General features: G+C 51.4%; 14 protein-coding genes. All 14 read right to left on the reverse strand.

Annotated elements, in window-relative coordinates:
• Positions 1–7: 7 nt before the first annotated feature.
• The 14 genes from JMF85_RS00720 to JMF85_RS00785 all read right to left on the reverse strand — a co-directional run bounded on the left by JMF85_RS00720 (position 8) and on the right by JMF85_RS00785 (position 18,663).
• Positions 8–373 (reverse strand): MobC family plasmid mobilization relaxosome protein, encoded by a 366-nt coding sequence (locus JMF85_RS00720; protein WP_127608053.1) that lies wholly within the window; start codon positions 371–373, stop codon positions 8–10.
• Between the two features lie 283 nt (positions 374–656).
• Positions 657–974 carry a type II toxin-antitoxin system RelE/ParE family toxin gene (locus JMF85_RS00725; protein ID WP_127609433.1) on the reverse strand — a complete coding sequence of 106 codons (318 nt, stop codon included), beginning with the start codon at positions 972–974 and terminating at the stop codon, positions 657–659.
• Positions 952–1,242 (reverse strand): type II toxin-antitoxin system Phd/YefM family antitoxin, encoded by a 291-nt coding sequence (locus JMF85_RS00730; RefSeq protein WP_127609431.1) that lies wholly within the window; start codon positions 1,240–1,242, stop codon positions 952–954. The genes JMF85_RS00725 and JMF85_RS00730 overlap by 23 nt, the downstream gene beginning before the upstream one ends.
• A gap of 203 nt (positions 1,243–1,445) precedes the next feature.
• Entirely contained in the window at positions 1,446–1,994 is a 549-nt protein-coding gene (locus tag JMF85_RS00735) for a hypothetical protein (protein WP_174350980.1), read from the reverse strand.
• Positions 1,995–2,069: 75 nt separating this feature from the next.
• Entirely contained in the window at positions 2,070–3,011 is a 942-nt protein-coding gene (locus JMF85_RS00740; protein ID WP_141336557.1) for a DUF3991 and TOPRIM domain-containing protein, read from the reverse strand.
• A gap of 166 nt (positions 3,012–3,177) precedes the next feature.
• Positions 3,178–3,378 (reverse strand): hypothetical protein, encoded by a 201-nt coding sequence (locus JMF85_RS00745; RefSeq protein ID WP_236595684.1) that lies wholly within the window; start codon positions 3,376–3,378, stop codon positions 3,178–3,180.
• A 206-nt stretch (positions 3,379–3,584) separates the two neighbouring features.
• A complete protein-coding gene (locus JMF85_RS00750) occupies positions 3,585–3,983 on the reverse strand; it encodes a hypothetical protein (RefSeq protein ID WP_141336559.1) in 399 nt (132 codons plus the stop codon).
• Positions 3,984–4,047: 64 nt separating this feature from the next.
• Positions 4,048–11,322 carry a helicase-related protein gene (locus JMF85_RS28540; RefSeq protein ID WP_141336560.1) on the reverse strand — a complete coding sequence of 2,425 codons (7,275 nt, stop codon included), beginning with the start codon at positions 11,320–11,322 and terminating at the stop codon, positions 4,048–4,050.
• A gap of 13 nt (positions 11,323–11,335) precedes the next feature.
• Positions 11,336–11,602, reverse strand: coding sequence for a helix-turn-helix domain-containing protein (locus JMF85_RS00760; RefSeq protein WP_141336561.1), 267 nt, complete (start codon positions 11,600–11,602; stop codon positions 11,336–11,338).
• A 21-nt stretch (positions 11,603–11,623) separates the two neighbouring features.
• Positions 11,624–12,052 (reverse strand): hypothetical protein, encoded by a 429-nt coding sequence (locus JMF85_RS00765; protein WP_141336562.1) that lies wholly within the window; start codon positions 12,050–12,052, stop codon positions 11,624–11,626.
• Between the two features lie 38 nt (positions 12,053–12,090).
• Entirely contained in the window at positions 12,091–15,915 is a 3,825-nt protein-coding gene (locus JMF85_RS00770) for a DUF5704 domain-containing protein (protein ID WP_236595687.1), read from the reverse strand.
• A complete protein-coding gene (locus JMF85_RS00775; RefSeq protein WP_236595688.1) occupies positions 15,916–17,028 on the reverse strand; it encodes a copper amine oxidase N-terminal domain-containing protein in 1,113 nt (370 codons plus the stop codon).
• A 116-nt stretch (positions 17,029–17,144) separates the two neighbouring features.
• Positions 17,145–18,128, reverse strand: a complete 984-nt coding sequence (locus tag JMF85_RS00780) for a hypothetical protein (protein WP_127609429.1) — start codon at positions 18,126–18,128, stop codon at positions 17,145–17,147.
• A complete protein-coding gene (locus JMF85_RS00785) occupies positions 18,115–18,663 on the reverse strand; it encodes a hypothetical protein (protein ID WP_127609427.1) in 549 nt (182 codons plus the stop codon). Before JMF85_RS00785 ends, JMF85_RS00780 begins: the two co-directional genes overlap by 14 nt.
• Between the last annotated feature and the right edge of the window lie 5 nt (positions 18,664–18,668).

Consider the following 18,668-nt stretch of genomic DNA (forward strand, 5'->3'; position numbering starts at 1 on the left):
TGCCCCCTTACGGCGGATGTCCGCTTGTATGCATCGAAGGTAGTTCGCTTCTTCGCTCCGGTTCGGTTACCGCCTGTTGAATGTGCTGAACAGCACGGCGCAAGTGATCGGCTTCCTCCTGAAAGGCAGCTCTTTCCAGACGACCGGTCGTATGTGCCTTCACAGCCAGTTGATTCAGATTATTGCCTATGGCGTGCAGCTCACGAATCATCGCGTAGTAGTCCAGTGGCGGCAGCTGCTTCGGTACATATCCATTAATGAGCGCTCGGATGTACGCCTCCCGAGAAAGTCCTGTTTTTTCCACTTCTCTAGTAAGGCGAGCATGTTCGCTTTCACTCAGGCGAAGCAGAAATGATATCGAACGTTTCCTCATCGACCATCACCCCTTTCCATAAATGTCTCCTTGAAGCAGAACGCTGCCGCGATGAACAACCAGTTTGAACACGATTCGATCATCGAAACGATAGCATCGCGATGATGGGGTCTTAGGGGCTGCGCCCCTAACAAGCGAATTTGGATATCCAAATTCAGTGCTTGCTGCAACACGAGACATCCGTCTCGCGTCGCCTTCAAGGCACCTCCCGGGAAAAAGAGGGGACCCTCAAATACACAAAAAAGACGCCGATCCACTCAGCGTCTTCCTCGGAATTTTTATGTTATCGCACCAACCAGCGGTAATCCTGGCGACAGTCTACAATGAAATCGACATACACGATTTCATCCTGAATTTGATATAACACCAGATACCACTTTTCCACGAACATCTTGTGATACTTGTTTGACGGAATAAATTCCGCTTCCAGAAAAGGATAGCGTTCCGGCATTCGCGCCAAGGAACGTATCGCTTGCAGCAATTCGTTCTTCGTTTTTCGCGCCGCATCCGGACTTTTCTCCGCAAGAAATCGCACATGAGTCGCCAGCATTTGGCGGGCGCGATCGGAAACGATGATCTTATATCGGGGCATCTTTTCCATGCTGCACCTCGTCAATAATGCCCTCCAGGTAAGCGTCCAATTCATCCGGCGTCACACCAACACGGCCCGCCAAACGATCTTCTTGCACAGCTAGCAGTTCTTCGCGCAGCTTTAACATCTTCTCGCGACGGGAGAATGTCTCTATGTCCATCACGACGAGATCGCCTTCACCGTTCTTGGTTAGATAAACCGGTTCCCCGGATGTTTTGCATAGATCGGCGATTTCATTATAGTTTTGCCGGATACTGGCGGAAGGTTTGATAATCATCTAACTCTCTCCTTGCATAGCTGTATATTGACTTTATTATACCTATTACATGCTATACAGTCAATGTAGCCGCGCTTGCATCACGCTTATTTCCAATCCATCCAAATACAATGAGAATTCAATTCCAATAACAAACGTCGCCGTTTAGTGCCTACCTCAGAATAATCGTTGTCCTCAGTTATTGAGGAATAGACTTAAAATCATTATTCCGGTACTTCTAGTTTCACTTCTAAATCTTTTGTTTTCTGATCTTGTCGGTATCTTACAGTTATCACGTTATTCGCTATCTCAAAAAAATTTTTGGATAAGACAAGAGCTTGTGTTTCTTTCATATTTTTCTTTAATAGCATCGATTCGACGGCTGGACAGTCCCCCTGTTTCAATGCAAATTGATCATTTGAAATAAGGAGTCCGCAGTCAAAAACCAGATCCAACGACTTATCTGACTTATTATGAAACTCAATGTTGGTTTTATAATCATTGTGATCTGATTCTATCTGTGCCAGCAGACTCACACTTAAGGATTCGTCTTCAGCGAAACCTTTTAACTGACCTGGAGTCTCCTTTACTAACGGCTCGTTCAATGGCCCGTTTTCAATAGGGAAAGGGGCTTGAGTATACTCTATAGCGGTTTCAGTGATCGCATGAGAAGGACTTGATTCTGAAATCTCATCGATTGCTTGGGGCGTGGAACAACCGGTTACAAAAGAAATCGTGATTATAACCCCAAGTAAAAGAAACAGTCTGCTCATCAAATTAATCACCTCAACATTCAGACGCACCTAAAAGGAGGAATGTTCCAATTCCCTTTTGGAACGAGAGCACCATCAGAACCGCTCGTTACGCTGTCTCATTCTCCACTGTAGCTCTTCGTTCATATCCTTACCGCGTTTGGGCGGTTCATCGGAAATGTAAAGGACAGGTGAGAGTAACCTCTGTATCGTGACGGTAGCCAGTCGCCCCGCTTCATCGTTATCCAAATGCAGTACCAACCGCTTCACTTGCGGAAAACTTTGCAAAAATTGCGTGAGAGCGGCAGGCGGATCGCTTTGCTCTCGACCCGCCTTCGGCCTATAAATACCAGCTAACGACAACTTATGAGCTTGTCGCCAATTCCGACCGGCAAGATGCTCCAGCGTACAATACGATAAAAGATCAATGGCACTCTCAAACAGGTGCAGTTCAGGACTGTCGTTTAATGCTGGAATCGAAAATGAATATCGCTTGTCACTGCCAGCGGCTTCCCCCATATAACGGGTGCTTGTCGTTCCGCGTATCGCCGCATAGCGCGGAATCCCTTCTTGATCAAAGCCGACGAATACCGCGTTGTGATAGCGCCGGCTTTCATACAATCGCCCTGTTTCAAGACAATATTCGATCAACGCGCGATGGATACCGCGTTTGCTGAGGTATGCCGCGACGCGATGCGATGTGCGATTCGGTTCAGGAAGCTCAAACCGCACCGGGCGGTGTTGCGAAGGGTGCGAAAACGTAGGCTCGCTGACCGGATGAACGTCTTCGATTAGCAACACCGCATCAGGAAAAGACAGACCCCGCACTTTGATTAAATAGTCCAGCGCCGAACGTCCGCCGATCCCCCTTGACCACCAATACCATTTGCCGTTGGAAATTTTCAAGCTGTCGTGCGTTCGGGTGGTGTAGACATTGCGAGAGCAACGTACCAGTTCCGCAGGCTCGTATACTTGCAAATACGTGAGCAAATCCAACCTTTTTGCACGTTCGATCTGTTCCTTGCTTACATAGCTCATCGCCGCAGCTCCTTTCCATAGAAGCAAATAAGACATGACTACATTTACAAGTTGTGTCTGAACTTAATTGTAATTACATTCTGACTTCTCCTATGATTACTGGGTTCATTTCCAATATGTCCATATGACTAATCGCGATCCAAGCAGCGTCCGTTGGGTATACCGTTCATCGTGCCTTACTCTTACTCTTCCTTTTGGGATACAGGAAAGCTCTGCCTTCCCTCAATTCCGTAGCACCTTTCCTTTTCATGAACGCGTCTAAATCGCCCTCGTAAACCTGACTGGTCACCCCGTTTGAATCACGGATGTAATAGTACGTGTCGCCAAATACGTTCTTTTCTTTGGATATCAATTCCAATGTTGCCACGGTCTCTCCCTCCTCGGTCAAGCCGATTCCGTAACAAAGAGGCGGTAGAATCGGGAAAAAGCATCCGCCACTCGGGATGGCATACAACATGTGCATTCCTCCAAAAATGCGAAAAGGACCCCAAATCTGGAGTCCATTCGCAGTGTAATTTATAACTTTCATAGACAGCCTGTCTTTGACCTGTGAAATGCTGCACGTCGAAGACATCATTTTCTAAACGAAAAAAAGCCTACCGCGTGACGAAACGCGAGCAAGCTTCTATTGTTGAGGATACCCCATTTCGATTTCATCATAAAGCTCCAATTTTTCGACAAATACGCGTAACAATCGGCATGTCCTTGCAAATAAAGCGCCATTCGCTCCATCTGGTCGGATTCGTCCGATGCGCGCTTGTAATCCAGCCATGCCTGATGATCTTCGGCACTTGGAAAGACCGAAGCGTCTCCTTCCAATACCGATTTGACGAACGGATGCCGCTCTTTAAGATCGTTTCTTTGCCGGAGCAATCGTGCATACGCCTCCTCGTTTGCGCGCAGGCGGCTGACCGTCCTATTTTCAATCTCATCAAATACGGCTTCCATTTGTAGCACATTCATCGATTCCATCTGCATCCCCTCCTTGTTCCCACTATAACAAGAAGGAGGGGGAGGAACGAAGGTGCGAAAGCCGTTATCGTTCACGGCCCACAGCCCGTCGTTCCGGTGCTTCCGGTTCTTCGTCCGGCACGTTGTCCACGGTTTCATTTTCCCGCTTGTCCATGTTGAGCAGTGCATTCAATTCTGCAAGCCGCGCCGATTTCGTTTGCAACTCCTGCTCCTTCTCGAATGGAGCCGCGATTTGTTCCTTCGCCGTTTCCATTTGCTGACGCAAGGTGGCAAGCTGCTCGCGGGCACGCTCCAGCTTTGCAGGCAAGTCGGATAAGGCATTGTTGATCCGGGTTATGTTACCGCCCGCATCCGCACCTAATGCGACCGTATGACCCAGCGCACCGCGTAATGTTGCCTTATATTCCTTGTGGAAGCTGTCAAAGGACAACCACAAGGAAAATCCCCGATAGCTGCCGACTTCCTGCGGATCGGGTGATGTCATTCCTTTGCAAGCATCAAGCAAAGCCGCGCCTGCCGCCGCTCTCTCTGTATAGGTGAAATCCTTGATGACCATGCCGGGGAATTTCGATTCCTCCGATTCCTCGTGCTCAGTCGATTTGGAACGTAAGAACAATGCTGCATCCTGTTCATAACCGGCGATCCGTTCCTCCGTAGACTTGATTTGCTGCGGCAACATTTTGAGCAACCGGTCCTCCAGCGCGTAGCGCTGGCTTAAATGGTTGGCTTTGAGCAGCTTCAGTTTGGATACCTGGATATCCAAGTCCATTTTTTCTTTAATGTAAGGGTTCCCGGTCGCCAGCGCCTTAACCTCGGCATAGGAGAGGGCCGTCTCGTCAATATCCTCGGCGGAACGGACCGGCGACTTGCTGGTCATGATCTGCGAGATAAAACGCTGCTTATTCTCAAGTGTCTGGTATAAGTAAGCATCAAATGTGTTCTCGGTGACATAGCGGAAAATGTGCACCTCGCTATTCTGGTTGCCTTGCCGGATAATACGCCCGCTGCGCTGCTCTAAATCCCGCGGACGCCAAGGGCAATCAAGGTCGTGGAGGGCAATCAGTTTCGTTTGCACGTTTGTGCCCGCCCCCATTTTGAACGTCGATCCCAGCAATATCCGAACTTGGCCGCTGCGTACTTTAGCGAACAGTTCCTTTTTCTTGACCTCGGTATTGGCGTCGTGAATAAAGGCGATTTCCTCGGCGGGAACGCCTTTTTCCATCAGTTTGCGCTTTAGCTCGTCGTACACGTTAAATGTACCGTCCTGCTTGGGGATGGATAGATCGCAAAATACCAACTGCGTGAGCCGCTCTTCCTGGCTGTCCACCCAATATCGGTAGACGTTGTCCGCACAGGCGCTTACTTTGCTGCCTTCGTCGTCGGGGAGCATCGGATTGGCCAGCCGCTGATCGAGCGCCAGTTTGCGTCCGTCATTGGTGATCGTCAGCATATTGTCCTCGTGAGGCTCCACTTCCTTCGCCCGCACCCGTTCGGCGCGGCGGGCGAGATCCGCTACCATGTCGCGTTGAAAATCGCTTGGCGGCACGGCAACATTATGGAAGTGAGCTTTCGGCACGGGAAGCTGGAGCATGTCCGCCGTCTGAATGTCGGCCACTTCTTTGAACACGTTCATTAACTCGGGCAAATTATAAAAACGGGCAAAACGGGTTTTCGCCCGATAGCCCGTTCCTTCCGGCGCAAGCTCGATCGCCGTAACCGTTTCGCCAAATGTCGAAGCCCAGGCGTCAAAATGCTGCAAGCCCTGCCGCTTGAGCCGCTCGTACTGCAAGTAGCGCTGCATCGTGTACATCTCGGTGATGGAGTTGGAGATCGGGGTACCCGTCGCAAAAATGATCCCACGGCCCCCGGTAAGTTCGTCCAAATAGCGGCATTTGGCAAACATGTCCGACGACTTTTGCGCTTCGGTTTGCGACAGTCCGGCCACATTGCGCATTTTCGTATAAAGAAACAGGTTTTTGTACGAATCGGCTTCGTCCACGAATAAACGGTCTACGCCCAATTCCTCAAAGGTGACGACATCATCCTTCCGGCTTGTATCGTTCAGCTTTTCCAGCTTCGTTTGGAGCGTCTTTTTCGTCTTTTCAAGCTGCTTGATCGCATAGCGTTCGCCTCTGGCTTCCTTGAGTTCCCGGATGCCGTTTGTAATTTCCGAAATCTGCTCATACAGCTGCTGCCGTTGACGTTCCATTGAAATCGGTATTTTTTCGAACTGCGAATGGCCGATGATGATCGCGTCATAATCACCGGTCGCGATCCGCGCGCAAAACGTTTTGCGGTTTTTCGTTTCAAAGTCCTTCTTGGTCGCCACCAAAATATTCGCGGACGGATAAAGCTGCAAAAATTCCGCCGCCCACTGTTCAGTCAGATGGTTCGGAACGACCAGCATGCTTTTGTTGCACAACCCTAGATGCTTGCTCTCCATCGCTGCGGCGGTCATGGCGAATGTTTTGCCCGCGCCGACGCAGTGGGCAAAGAGGGAGTTGCCGCCGTACAATGCGCGGGCAACCGCATTGACTTGATGCTGGCGCAGCCGGATTTCCGGGTTCATCCCGGTGAATCGAATATGACTGCCGTCGTATTCGCGGGGACGGATGGCGTTAAACCGGTCATTGTACAGCCCTGTCAGCCGTTCGCGCCGCTGCGGATCTCGCCATATCCAATCGCGAAACGCTTCTTTGATCATCTCCTGCTTTTGCTGGGCGATGGCCGTCTCCTGCTTGTTCAGCACACGCTTTTCCACGCCGTCCTCATACACGGTGTCAAATACGCGCACGTCTCGCAAGTTCAGTGTATCTTCCAGTATCTTGTATGCATTAACGCGGTTTGTGCCGTACGTGACGTTCGCCTTAATATTGTTGCTACGGTCATCGCTTTTGCCTTTGACGTTCCAGGCCGCCGTATATTCGGAATACATGACGTTGATGTAGGTCTGGTACATCGGCGGCGTGTCCACCAGTTCAAACAGAAATTGCCGAATGTCCTCTGGCGGAAGCCAAGTAGCGCCCAGGCGGACGTCGATTTCGGAGGCGTCCAGGTCTTTCGGCTGTACCGCTTCAAGCGTTTTGACGTTTTCGCCGTAACGTTCGGCATCGTATGCGGCAAACTGTTTGGCCACGCGCAGCTTCTCCCGCACATTGCCGGACAGGTACGCATCCGCGGTTTCATAGATCGGCTTTCCTTTCTCGTCCAGATGTTCGGGATTAGGAAAGATGACGCCGCGCAGCTCCTGAATCAGCTGATCTTCCGTCATGCCGGTTAGCTCCGCCATATACGGCAGATCGACACGGGCTTTTGCACCGATGGAAACCGCAAGCGCTTCCGATGCGGTATCCACCTGTTCTACGTGGATACGCTGACGGATGGTGCGCTTGGTGAACATATCCGCTTTGCGCAGCAGCCGTCCTTCCTCGTCAATGATTTCAAGTGAGCAAAGAAGAAAGTAAGAACTGTCATCCGAAAAAGCAAGGCTGTTGGCGCGGCTGTTGATCAGGCCGTATTGTGCCGTAAACCGATCGTACTGCGCATTCAACTTACGCTGTTGCTGCCCAATCATCTCATCGCTGTAGTCTTCGGTTTGGTACTCGATCAACTCACGCACGGTGTCCCGCAGTCCGATCATGCCCTTAATGCGACCTGCTGCCGTCGCCGAAGTGTCCACACGGCGCATCCGGCTGTTCTCCCGATAATAGATGTGACCGTCCACCAGCGCAAAGCTGAAATTGCGGACAGACGGGTCAGCAGGGAGGGAGGTGTCTTCTTCTTCCGGCTGGTGATCACGTTCCAGTTCCACCCATTCGGCATGGATGTTAGACAATGCTTCGCGCAGCAGTTCATCCAGATTAGTGTCGGGATACGGCTTACAGGCGGTTTCCTGCCGGTTACCGTACATTCGGTCGTCAAAAACCATTGTGCCCAGCACCATGTCCGGATGGGCAGCAAAGTAGCTATTGATCGGCACACCGTCCGCTGTCTCTGCTAGTGATAGCCATGACTCGGTTTGCTCGCTGACAGCAACCATGCGATCCCGTTTTTGTAAAAAGATAATATCAGCGGTTACTTCGGTGCCGGCATTGGCCAGAAACGCATTATTCGGCAGACGCACTGCTCCGAGCAGTTCGGCACGTTCCGCAATATATTTACGTACCGCCGGGTTTTGCTTGTCCATCGTTCCTTTGGACGTAATGAAGGCAATAATGCCGCCCGGACGTACTTTGTCCAGCGTCTTGGCGAAAAAGTAATCGTGGATGAGAAACTTGTGCTTATCGTAACGTTTATCCGCCACACCGTAGCCGCCGAACGGCACGTTCCCAATGGCGAGATCAAAGAAGCTGTCCGGCAAGTTCGTCTGTTCATAGCCGCTGACGGCAATCGACGCCTGCGGATAAAGCTGTTTGGCCATACGACCGGTTATGCTGTCCAGTTCCACGCCAAAAAGCCGCGAGTCTTTGAACGACTCCGGTACCAGACCGAAAAAATGGCCGATGCCGCAGGACGGCTCCAAAATATTGCCGCTGCGAAAGCCCATCGATTCCAGACATTCGTACATCGCTTTGATGACGGTCACTGACGTATAATGGGCATTCAACGTTGACGCACGAGCGGACGCATACTCCTCCGGCTCCAGCAATTCTCGAAGTTCCGCATATTCAGCTGCCCACTGCTTGTTCGCTTCGTCAAATGCCTGCGGGAGACCGCCCCATCCGACATAGCGAGCAAGCACCGCCTGCTCGTCTGCTGTCGCTTCCCGCTGCTCCTTCTCCAGCTTGTTCAACAGACGAATCGCTTCTATGTTCCATTTGAATTTCGTTTTTGCGCCGCCATGCCCCAGTTCATCGTCAGTAATCCTGTAGTTAACCGCAGGAGCAGCCGGACGATCCGATGCTTGAGTTGGTGAAGGGACATTCGCTTGTTGCGTCTGTTGCTCCTGCTCATCGTTTAATCTAGTCGATGAAACATCTTCTTCCGCTACCAACTCCCAACCTTCTACATTTGTTAATTCCGGTTCTAGCTCCCCGGTAATCAGATGATCATTTAGCGGGTTTTCGCGCAGTATTCGCTCAAAATCCCGACGATTCCACTCTTTGATAAATAGTGGGAACTGCCGGTCTTGCAGCATCACCGTTTGCGATTCCAATTGCGCGACTTCATATTCGTCCGCACCAATCCAGACGATGCTGCCTACATCATAACCGTAGCGCGCCCGTTCCCGATTCGGCGTCATATGTTCCAGTTCCGCTTGCGCGTCCGGTTGGGGAAGCACATCAGATGATGATGCATCCAGCTGCGGCACATCGGGTCTAGCCATTTCCGCCGCTTGCTGCCGCCGCCGTTCTTCCTGTTCCTCCCCAAAGGCGGGCAATCGCTCGGTTTCCTGCCGGTTCAAGTAACGACCCGCTGCAAGCAGTTCGCCGATACGTTTCTGCACTTTCAACCACGGCAGCACGACCTGCGCATCCGGGTTCATGATGGAGCCGCGGGTGAGAGTGATGCCTTTGCTGTCATAATTCATATGAATATCCGTGCCGGTCAGCGCAGGGAGACGCCCGCCGATCCCGTATTCCCGTTTCAGGAAATCGGCGTTCTCCTGTGCGGACAGCGACTGCTGAAAATGAAGCGCAATGCGATACTTGCCATTCTCAAAACCGCTGCCGTTTTGCAAAACAGCGTCAATGACCGCTTGCGGCATGAAAAAAGCGGAGGCTTTTGCGTCCTCCGCTTGCTCCATCCACAGCGTCTGTTGCTGGATGGAAGGTTCTGCCCTTTGTGATAAGTCAAATTCGTTTAACAGCAGCATGCTGGAGATATGCCCTGCGATGGCACCCCAATCGTAAAAGCTTTGCGCCGTACGCTTATCCGCCGTTCCCGTCCACAGATGCAGAACATTGCGATACGGTTCAAACCCGGCTCGTAAGCCGTCTTCAAGCATTAGCTCAGTGATGCCAGCCGGAAACAAACTGCGCACATACAACAGTCGCTCGCGCTCATCTTCATGAGCATGGAAAAACGCTACAATCTCCGTCTTGCTTTCCCGCAGCGGCGCGGCTCGGATCATATCGTTGATAATCGCTTGGTCGTGAAAAAACGGAAGACTGCGGTCCTCCGTTTCCCGATCAAACCATTTTATTGATAAATCAGTTCCGTGAGAATCAGTTCCTCCGCTTGTTGCTTCAGGTTGTTCATATATCCCGTCCAGGCCAGCGGATTGCTCGTCTTGTCCGGAGCCGGGTGGGATGCGAGCAATTCCTGTATCGTCCGCTCGATCTGCTCCCGCGCTGTCTGGTCGATGTCCGCCAGATGTTGGTTCAACTGCTCCGACAACATCAGATGAGCGTACATGCCCTTCCGCTCGGTTTTCAGAAACGTCTTGCGCATCATCCCGTACTTCCCGATCGTCGTCTCCGCTTCGCTTAGCGTCAGGTTGGGCAACAGATAATCCCCTTGCGGCGTGTAGGTCAGCTCCATATTCATCCTTCCTTTCTTGTCGAGTAGCTTCATTGTGCGGCATGGAATCGGGTCTTGCAAGGGTGCGAGTCGAACGATCTTCATTCATTCGCTGTGCATCCCGGCGCAGCGCCCGGACGGTCGATTCCACTTCCCGCAACATCATCTCGGACACATCGCTAATCGCTGCGCCCAAATGGGACAATGTAGGAAGCGTGTTGAAATACCCGATGCCGGACAAATCTTCGATGCTGATGTAATGTGCGGGATTGAGTCCGCAACGGGTCATTGCCATGTAAGCGACGGCCGATTCGGCAGTTTGCTTGAACAGCAATTCCACATGCGGGATGTCCAGGTCCTCCAGTAAACTGTACTCCCGCTCTTTCATCAACTCGGCCACATAATCGGCGCTGTTGTCATCCACCGCATTTCGTGCAGCTGCGAGGAGTGCAGCAGGCAGATCCGCATGTGGTTCCATCTCATCCGACGCGCCAAACGCATTTCCCAGCGTCTCGATGACATGAGCCGTATCGCTGTCCTGCAAACGCCATAGCGATAACTCCGGCTGGCGTCTGCTCTGGGTATCCGATACGTCAAACACATGACGCAGACCCAAGTGGTTGCCCCGATCTTCGATCAGGGCGATCCCTTTGGCACCGCGTTTCACCCAACGGTCCAGCCGTTTGTTCCAAACGTCAATCGGCGCGCAAGCTGTCGCATCAGGACGTTGGGCGTAGATCAACAGTTGATCCTGAAACGGATATTTATAGTTCCAGGCTGCCGTCCGCAAAAAATCCGCCCAGCGCTCAGGCTGGTTCGTCACTGTGCGAGCCATGCTGGCAGCTAGCTCGACAATGCGCTGCAACTTGGCTGTCATGAGAGCACCTCCCTTACAGAAGCGTAATTTGATTGGTCAGACGAATGCCTTCTTCGGAATAACGAGCCGTAATCCGAAGGAGTCCGATAAGTATCAAGCGATGGAGATTGCGGCGGACAGTGGAAGGGGAAAGGCCCACCTCCAAAGCCAGCTTTTTACCGGACAACAAGACGCAGCCAAGCCGTCCGCCCGCGCGGTCCATCAGGTAGCTGTACAGCAGTTTTGCGGCAGGCGGGACTTTCGCTTTCGCCAGCAGTTTATACCTCGCGAGATCGTTCATGGTCTTCCTCCTCAGCAAGCACTAACACCCCGACAAACGATCCTGCCGGACGTAGCAGTACAAATAGAAATTGTAGTCTCCCGTATGCGGAAAACAGCGCAGATAGTATCGATGGCGCTCCGTTTGAAAACAAAAGCCGTAAACGCCGGAATGCCACGCACCGGATAAACGGGCCTCTGGATGCGACAGGCAATAGCGGTTCATCCGGCTGCGGCTTTGAAGCAGTCCTTGCTCGGTCAACGTCTGCACCACCGCATCCAGTTCCGCTCGAAAGGACGGCGTTTTGAGCGCAGGTGCATGATCGAACCAGGTTGCCCAGTATGTCTCGCCGCTGCTGCCAAAATAGCCGCGAAGGTGCCCGATGCATCGCCGTTCCTCGTCTTTCTCCCTCGAAGTGGAATAAAAATAAGCCGCATCCTCCGACACGGCCGCTTGCAATCTTTCCAGCATGATCTTTTCCTCCCGGCTGGTATAAAAATAAGTTTTCTTTAATGGGTTCCCCCTGTGCCATAGTCGTCATAGGAGGATAGATTCGCATGATAAAACACAATATCCCCGTCCTTCAACTGGAACGTCACGCCATACGGGTCGGTGAAACTCCGCTGAAATCCTTCCATCTGCCATTGGTTATTCAGCGGTCCGAACATGTATTGCAAATGAGGATGGTTCAAGTCTTTGTTGCGGATCGTTTCGAGATTGAAATTAACGACGATGTACCCATCCTTCAAGAAAATAGGCGACTTGTCATCCAGCCGGTTTTTCCGTCCATATTCCGCCAAGTTGAACCCTTTGGGCACCACATACGGCGCGGCAGGCAAACTGTATTCGCCATACCACTTCTGCACCGAAGCGTTGGCGCGGGCCGCATGGACGCCGGAAGGCACGTTCATACTGCCGATAAACGTCCGAAGCTGCGGCGGAAGCAGCATAATGTCGTAGCCGCCGACATACTTTGACTTCTGCACATCCATCATATATTGATCGATAAACGTCTGCTTGGTACCGGACGAACCGCTTAACGACCAAAGGGTGGCGGCAGTATCGGTCAACTCCTGCCTGGGTACATTGCGCAAGCGAGCGTCAAGCGTCACATATCTCTTCTCCGTATCGTCGATAGATCCGATGCGAATAAACCGCCGATTTCCCGAATGGTAGTAAAGATCGACTTCCTGGCGGTTCCTTCCCTTGCTGTCCACAAAATAAAACGTCGGTGTAATGCGGATGCCGTCTCCTGCGCCGAACATGTTGCCTTTCGTCATCACTTCAAATTTGAAATGATAGCCCGTTTTGACCGATACGTTCTTTTTGCCGCTTTCCGGGTGACTGCCTTGCCGTACCGGCAGCACGTAAGGAGGGGTATTGCCGCGCGGTGCGCCGTCAATGCCTTTCGTTCCGACCCAATAAGCGTTTCCGGTCGGCGTTGCGCTGCCCTTTTGGGTACGGAACACCGACTCCCAAGCAAAGTCGGCGATGTCGGTGATCCGAAAATCATAGAGGCGGCCAATGACTTCCACCGGAACCACCTGCGTAGCCACATGATGTGTCAAGTCCAGATTGGCATTCATTTGGGACGTAAAGGAAGCCGGACTGTTCTCAGCAAACGTTCGGAATAACACGTCGTAATTACTCTCATCCACCCAAACGGGCAAGTAGAAGGTCGTCTGCGTTTGTCCGACCGGGATGGACACCCACGTTTCTTTCGGAACGAACGTTGTGCGATCCGCTTTGTACACGTCAAACGGAAAACGAACCTGTTTATCTCTCACATACTTGGCATAATCCCGATTGCCGTAGCCCTTGATGTCCTTGTGCGGGCCGCTTGTCGGAATCGTCACGGTAAAAGGCCGATCCAAAATGAGCGCCGAACGTCCGGCGGTCGGCTGCGTCTTCTGATTATGCGCCTGATCGTCCGACACCGAGGCGTAGTTCACCACCGGTGTATGCACGGTCACCGGGTTGATGCCGTTAATCGGATAGGTTTTGTCTCCGCCGCCGCCAATGCCTTTAATCAGGGAATATGATATTGTACCGGTACTTGGCTGACTTGCTTTGTTCGTTTTGGACGCGTCGATAAGATAGCCTTTGCCGTACAACACATCTTGCCCGATCATCGTCGGAGCCGGAATCGCGCCCGGCGTCGGCGCTTTTTCTTCAACGATTCGGTTGTCCATGATGGTTGTTCCGTTAAAAACGAGCGAATCGTTTTTTACTTTGATTTTGCCAATCGCTTTCTCGGCCTCGTTTTTCCAATCCTCGTTCGGAACGGAGGGGCGGCTGGAACCGCCGGAAATCGTTTGTCCGGGAAGAGTCACATTCGAATAGACCGGATCGGTGATATGCGCGCTAAGCGACGCATCATGCGATGCGGAAACGGTTGGCGGCCTGTAGCCACTCGGAACAAGCGTAACTGTTCCCGAAGGAAGCGCATAATTCGAGACCGTCGCCTTTTGAATGCCGTATACTTCAAGATTTTGAATCGTCCAGAAGCTGTACCTGCGTTCAATCGAATAGTTTTTGGTGACCGTCTGTGTGTCTGAACGCGGAACCGAAATGGTCGTCGGATTCCCGTTCGCATCAGGCGGGCCGGGAACGTATTCGGTCCATCGCAACGTATATGTCCGGCTTACGGAAATCGGGTATTGCTTTGAGCCGGCCGTTTCCGTGAACGTATTGCGGTACAAGTACGATTTAGCCAAGGCGTTCACATACAGGCTCTCCGAAGTCGGAATGCCTTGCAATACATCAAACTTTTCTGCGCCGCGCGCTTCCGCCTGAATGACGGCGGAAACGGTTGGCTCCATCACTTCAGCCTGCTGGGAATCGCCGGGCTGCGGTTCTCCGCCGCCATCACCTTTGTGAACCGTATGATCGGATGTCGAATCCCCGGTATTGCCGTCCACATCCTTCACGACAACGGTGATTTTTACGCTTACTTTGTCGCCGGAGGTAAACGGGATTTTGATCGGAATCGTTTTATTAGCCGAAGTGCCGGAGAGCGTTCCGGTTTTGTCGCCTGTTTGAACAAGTCTGGCGTTTCGAATATCCATGATTTCGTATGATTTCAGGATTTTTAATGACTTCACTTCAAAAACAAAATTCCCGTCCATTTCGGTCACGTTTTTGTCAACGGTTTCCGGCGCTTCAATCCGGGACGTAACCGTAACCGAGGAGGGAATTTTGTATATGCCGATAAAGTTGGAGCCGCCCGATCCAACGAGAATGGATCGCTCCTTGAGCTTGGGATCACCTTTCTCCTGAATGAACAGCTTCTCGTCGGGCTTGTTATTGTTCGTAATGTAGGAGCGGATGATTTCATAAGTTTGGCCGCCAGAAGTGATTTGGCCCTCAAACGTATGATTCGCTTCCTCTCCTGTTGCGAAAACGCCTTTGTCCACTTCCTTGAGCTTTGTACCGTCTTCTTTCTGATAGATGGCTTTCACCGGGTTGTTCTCCGCATATTCGGCTATGGCATCTGTTCCACCCAGCGCAACCGTAAAACTTCGCGTTCGCACCTTCGGATTCGTTTCGGGATCTTCCTGCAGCCAGTTTTTCTTCGTCGGGTCCTGCTTCGGTGATAAATAGGAGCGAACGATTTTGTACGTTTTCCCGTTATCTTCGATCGTTTCGGGAAATTCATGGTTGATCGTTTCTCCGATTTTGTATTTGCCCTTTTGAAACGTCACTTCCGGTTTTTGAATGACTTTACCGTTTACGGTTTTCGCAATGACATCGACCGGAAAATCCGCACTGCGGTAGGGCACATGTATGCCGAAATAATCGTCCAAGTCGTCCTCGTGCGCCCAAGGTTCGGCCCGTTTGATCTCTTCCAATGTATAAAATGGCCCTTTGCGCACGTTGCCATTTCCATCGATGGACACCATAATCGCATACAAATACAAGTCGTCGTTGTCCTTGATGTCGCCCATGCCCGCCTTCCACATGCCTTCCGTGACAAGCGCCTCGCTGACTTCGTAAAAGGTTGTTAAAGGCTGGCCGGGGATCGGCGGATTCGGGTATTGGCCTACCTGCTGCACTTGTTGGTTCAAAAACGAAGCATGCTGGCCGTTTTTCGGATTGCCGCACTGCTTGGGCGAAGTATTCGTGCATAATTGATCTCTGCGTATCGTCCAACCTACCGTTCTGTAGCGGATGGAAGAGGTTGCGGCCGTACTGGTTATTTCAAAGCTGATTTTTCCTGCCTCGGTTCTTACTTTGGGGGGCGCAGCATTCGCTACGAAAGGAAATACAGAGAATAAAAAAGAGCATGCCAGAAGCACGCTCAACGCCGTTTTTATGATTTTGTTTTTCCTCATCTATTTCGAGTCCGCCTTTCCGATGAGATAATTACGGAATAAACTTGCTCCTGGATCGACTTTCAATGTACTGCCCCAATCTCCACCAACATTCGTGGATAGGGAAATATCCGCATATCCTTCGTACCAAACCTGCGTTTCGAATTTGCGGTCGTTGGGGAAATGCTCATCGTACAGCAAATTCTTACTCTCTGTGAATGAATTGAATTTGATTCTAAACTTGGAACGCACGTAATTGTTCCCAAACCCATCCTTATAAATCATGGACGGTTCGGGATCCAGGTATCCCTCGATCTGAATCTTGTTTTCTTTAACCCAATCCACATAGCGACGTATATATTTCAGTTCCGCATTGGAACTTTGCACTTTCGTAGCAAATACCGCTTGCGCCCACATATCATCGATCGTTTTGTAATCCACGTTCAGCCACAGCGCGCCGAACGTTTTCAACCGGTTCATCCAAATATCCACGTTTTTCTTATTAAATTCCGGTATGGTCGAATAGAGAACAGATGAAACTTTGCTGTCCGTAGGATGCGAGTAGGGATAAGCCATTTCATACGCTTCATTCGGCACATCGGCTAGGATATACGGATAATCTTTCGCGTTCTTTGGCAGATTGGTTGTGCGAATGAGTCGGTCCCATTCATCGTAGTTTGCATTGGCATCTTCTTTTGTAGAAATAAAGACGGTCGATGTCGGGCTATCCCAATTCACTTCCGCCCCCAGCGCTTCGCTGACAAAACGCAGCGGGACAAACGTCCGGCCGCCGCTGGTGATCGCCTTCGTATCGAAAACCATTTCTTTGCCGTTAACGAGCGCCTTGCTTTCGCCGATCGTAAGCACAATATGCAGGTCATCCCGCTCAATCGGTACGGTCATGGTTTGTGGCTCCCAGCCTACTTTCGCGCCCATCTTTTCCGCGATGAATCGAACCGGCACGAGCGTCCGGCCATTTTCATCCACAAAAGCCTGTGCGTCGGGAAACCAGATTTTATGACCGTCCATAACGACGCTGACAAAGGATGGAGGTTTGCTCGCCGCGTTTGCCATCATACTGAACAGGCTGCAAAGCATAACGGTGACTAGCCCCGATAATATCCATTTTCTCACGCGATTCACTCCTCTCAATATTATTGCTAATGACGAATTTGGTAGATTTCGACTGTTAGATTCATCATAGAACCGAATCGGCGGAGTGTCCACTTTCTGAAATAGCTGTCGTCTTGTTACGATGGTGCAGGCGGACAACCAAGCGGCATATAGCCTTTTAGCGCAGCCGCTTTTTCGCTGGAAAACGTTTCTTCCACCGGATAGGAAAAGCCGCATGTGGTGTGATAATACACCTTCATGCTTCCTTTTCTGGCTCCAACAATCTCCGGCTTCTTGAGCACGCGGCTTCCGCCGAGGGCGTAGTTGTTATAAAACTTGCCTCCCATCGGAATGCCTTGAATAAAGGCAAGTACCCCGACATCATCCACGGTATTGTGCCACTCCTCTTGCGAAATCGTTGGCAACGTGAACGTGTAGGAGAGACCAAATCGGGAAACCGATTCGTTATGTTTGTTGATCCGGTAGGCCAATTCGTCCTCGATTGCGCGGACAATGGTACTTCGGCGCACCTGCTCGAATCGCTCCGCGTCTTTTAGCAGCGCAATGTTCGTCTGCTGTCTAACGTCGACTCGCAAGCCCTCGTGCCAGCTTCGGCTGCCCGCATCGTAAGCGAGGACGAAATCGTCCAGCGTGAACGAAAGGCTGTTGCCCGATAGATCGGCGTAGGCATACGGCTTTTTCGCTCCCCAAACCGGTTTTCGTTCCGTGTTCCCGTCAGTTCCCGTCCACTCGTCCTCGGCATAGATGTAAAAGCCGTCGTACCCGATGACCACGACTGCCGGGATATACCGGTTGAGTACTCCTTGCGCAATGGGATCGTCGGCGATGCCGAAGTTTGTGTATAGCGTTCGATAAAAAGCGGCAATTGCTTCGTCTTTATTCAGCGCCACCCGCTTGGCCGATTCGTATTGCGTCTCCCGTTGCTGGTTGGCATTGACAGTCAACGTTCTCGCCGCGTCATCCACCGCCGCATTCAGCGCGGCATTATACCGCAGTTCGGTCAATAGCGCCTTCCGCTGCGTTTCGACTTCGATCCGGTTCACCGTCGCAAATGGCAGAAAAATGAGCACCCCAACAATGGCCCATTCAATGATCTTCATTGCGCACCACCCCGCCGTATGGAAGGTATATTTTTTCGATCGGACTGATGGCCTGGTTCAGAAAATCGAATAGGGTCGTGCCAGGTGTCCGGTTCGTATTTTCAACCGTAACCGCAAAGGTATCGCCAACCCACAACTTGTAACGTCGCGCCACATCATCTTTTCCGGCCGTGCTGTTCGGGAACAGAACGGGAAGGATCTGTGCGTTATAATACGTGTAGTAGTGAACTTCGTAGCTGCCCCGAAAAGTCTCCGGCCTTGTTGGGTCGTCATACACCGGCACGTACTTTTTGCTTCCGTGTTCCATCTGCACATCGAAGGTGTTGCCCGTTGCCGCAATCGTCTCCAAAAAGTCGTTATACATGGTCGGCGACACATAACCTTTATCCCGTACCGCGTCCACAAAAGCTGTCGTCGCTTTCAGGACGACCAGTTCGGAAACATCGTCCTGTTGGTCGAATGCAGCAGAAATTGGGTAAAGGTAGAGCAATAGAATGGCAATGAGCAACGCAAATATTTTCGAAATACTGTTCATGGCAT

Origin of the sequence: Paenibacillus sp. EPM92 (genome assembly GCF_016586185.1) — a bacterium.
Lineage (GTDB): Bacteria > Bacillota > Bacilli > Paenibacillales > NBRC-103111 > Paenibacillus_G > Paenibacillus_G validus.

What these genes read in the sequence shown, in the direction of transcription:
- JMF85_RS00730 (WP_127609431.1), bottom strand. Translation starts at nt 1,242, where the DNA reads ATGATTATCAAACCTTCCGCCAGTATCCGGCAAAACTATAATGAAATC.
- JMF85_RS00765 (WP_141336562.1), bottom strand. Translation starts at nt 12,052, where the DNA reads ATGCTGGAAAGATTGCAAGCGGCCGTGTCGGAGGATGCGGCTTATTTT.
- JMF85_RS00750 (WP_141336559.1), bottom strand. Translation starts at nt 3,983, where the DNA reads ATGGAATCGATGAATGTGCTACAAATGGAAGCCGTATTTGATGAGATT.
- JMF85_RS00720 (WP_127608053.1), bottom strand. Translation starts at nt 373, where the DNA reads ATGAGGAAACGTTCGATATCATTTCTGCTTCGCCTGAGTGAAAGCGAA.
- JMF85_RS00735 (WP_174350980.1), bottom strand. Translation starts at nt 1,994, where the DNA reads ATGAGCAGACTGTTTCTTTTACTTGGGGTTATAATCACGATTTCTTTT.
- JMF85_RS00740 (WP_141336557.1), bottom strand. Translation starts at nt 3,011, where the DNA reads ATGAGCTATGTAAGCAAGGAACAGATCGAACGTGCAAAAAGGTTGGAT.
- JMF85_RS28540 (WP_141336560.1), bottom strand. Translation starts at nt 11,322, where the DNA reads ATGACAGCCAAGTTGCAGCGCATTGTCGAGCTAGCTGCCAGCATGGCT.
- JMF85_RS00770 (WP_236595687.1), bottom strand. Translation starts at nt 15,915, where the DNA reads ATGAGGAAAAACAAAATCATAAAAACGGCGTTGAGCGTGCTTCTGGCA.
- JMF85_RS00760 (WP_141336561.1), bottom strand. Translation starts at nt 11,602, where the DNA reads ATGAACGATCTCGCGAGGTATAAACTGCTGGCGAAAGCGAAAGTCCCG.
- JMF85_RS00785 (WP_127609427.1), bottom strand. Translation starts at nt 18,663, where the DNA reads ATGAACAGTATTTCGAAAATATTTGCGTTGCTCATTGCCATTCTATTG.
- JMF85_RS00780 (WP_127609429.1), bottom strand. Translation starts at nt 18,128, where the DNA reads ATGAAGATCATTGAATGGGCCATTGTTGGGGTGCTCATTTTTCTGCCA.
- JMF85_RS00725 (WP_127609433.1), bottom strand. Translation starts at nt 974, where the DNA reads ATGGAAAAGATGCCCCGATATAAGATCATCGTTTCCGATCGCGCCCGC.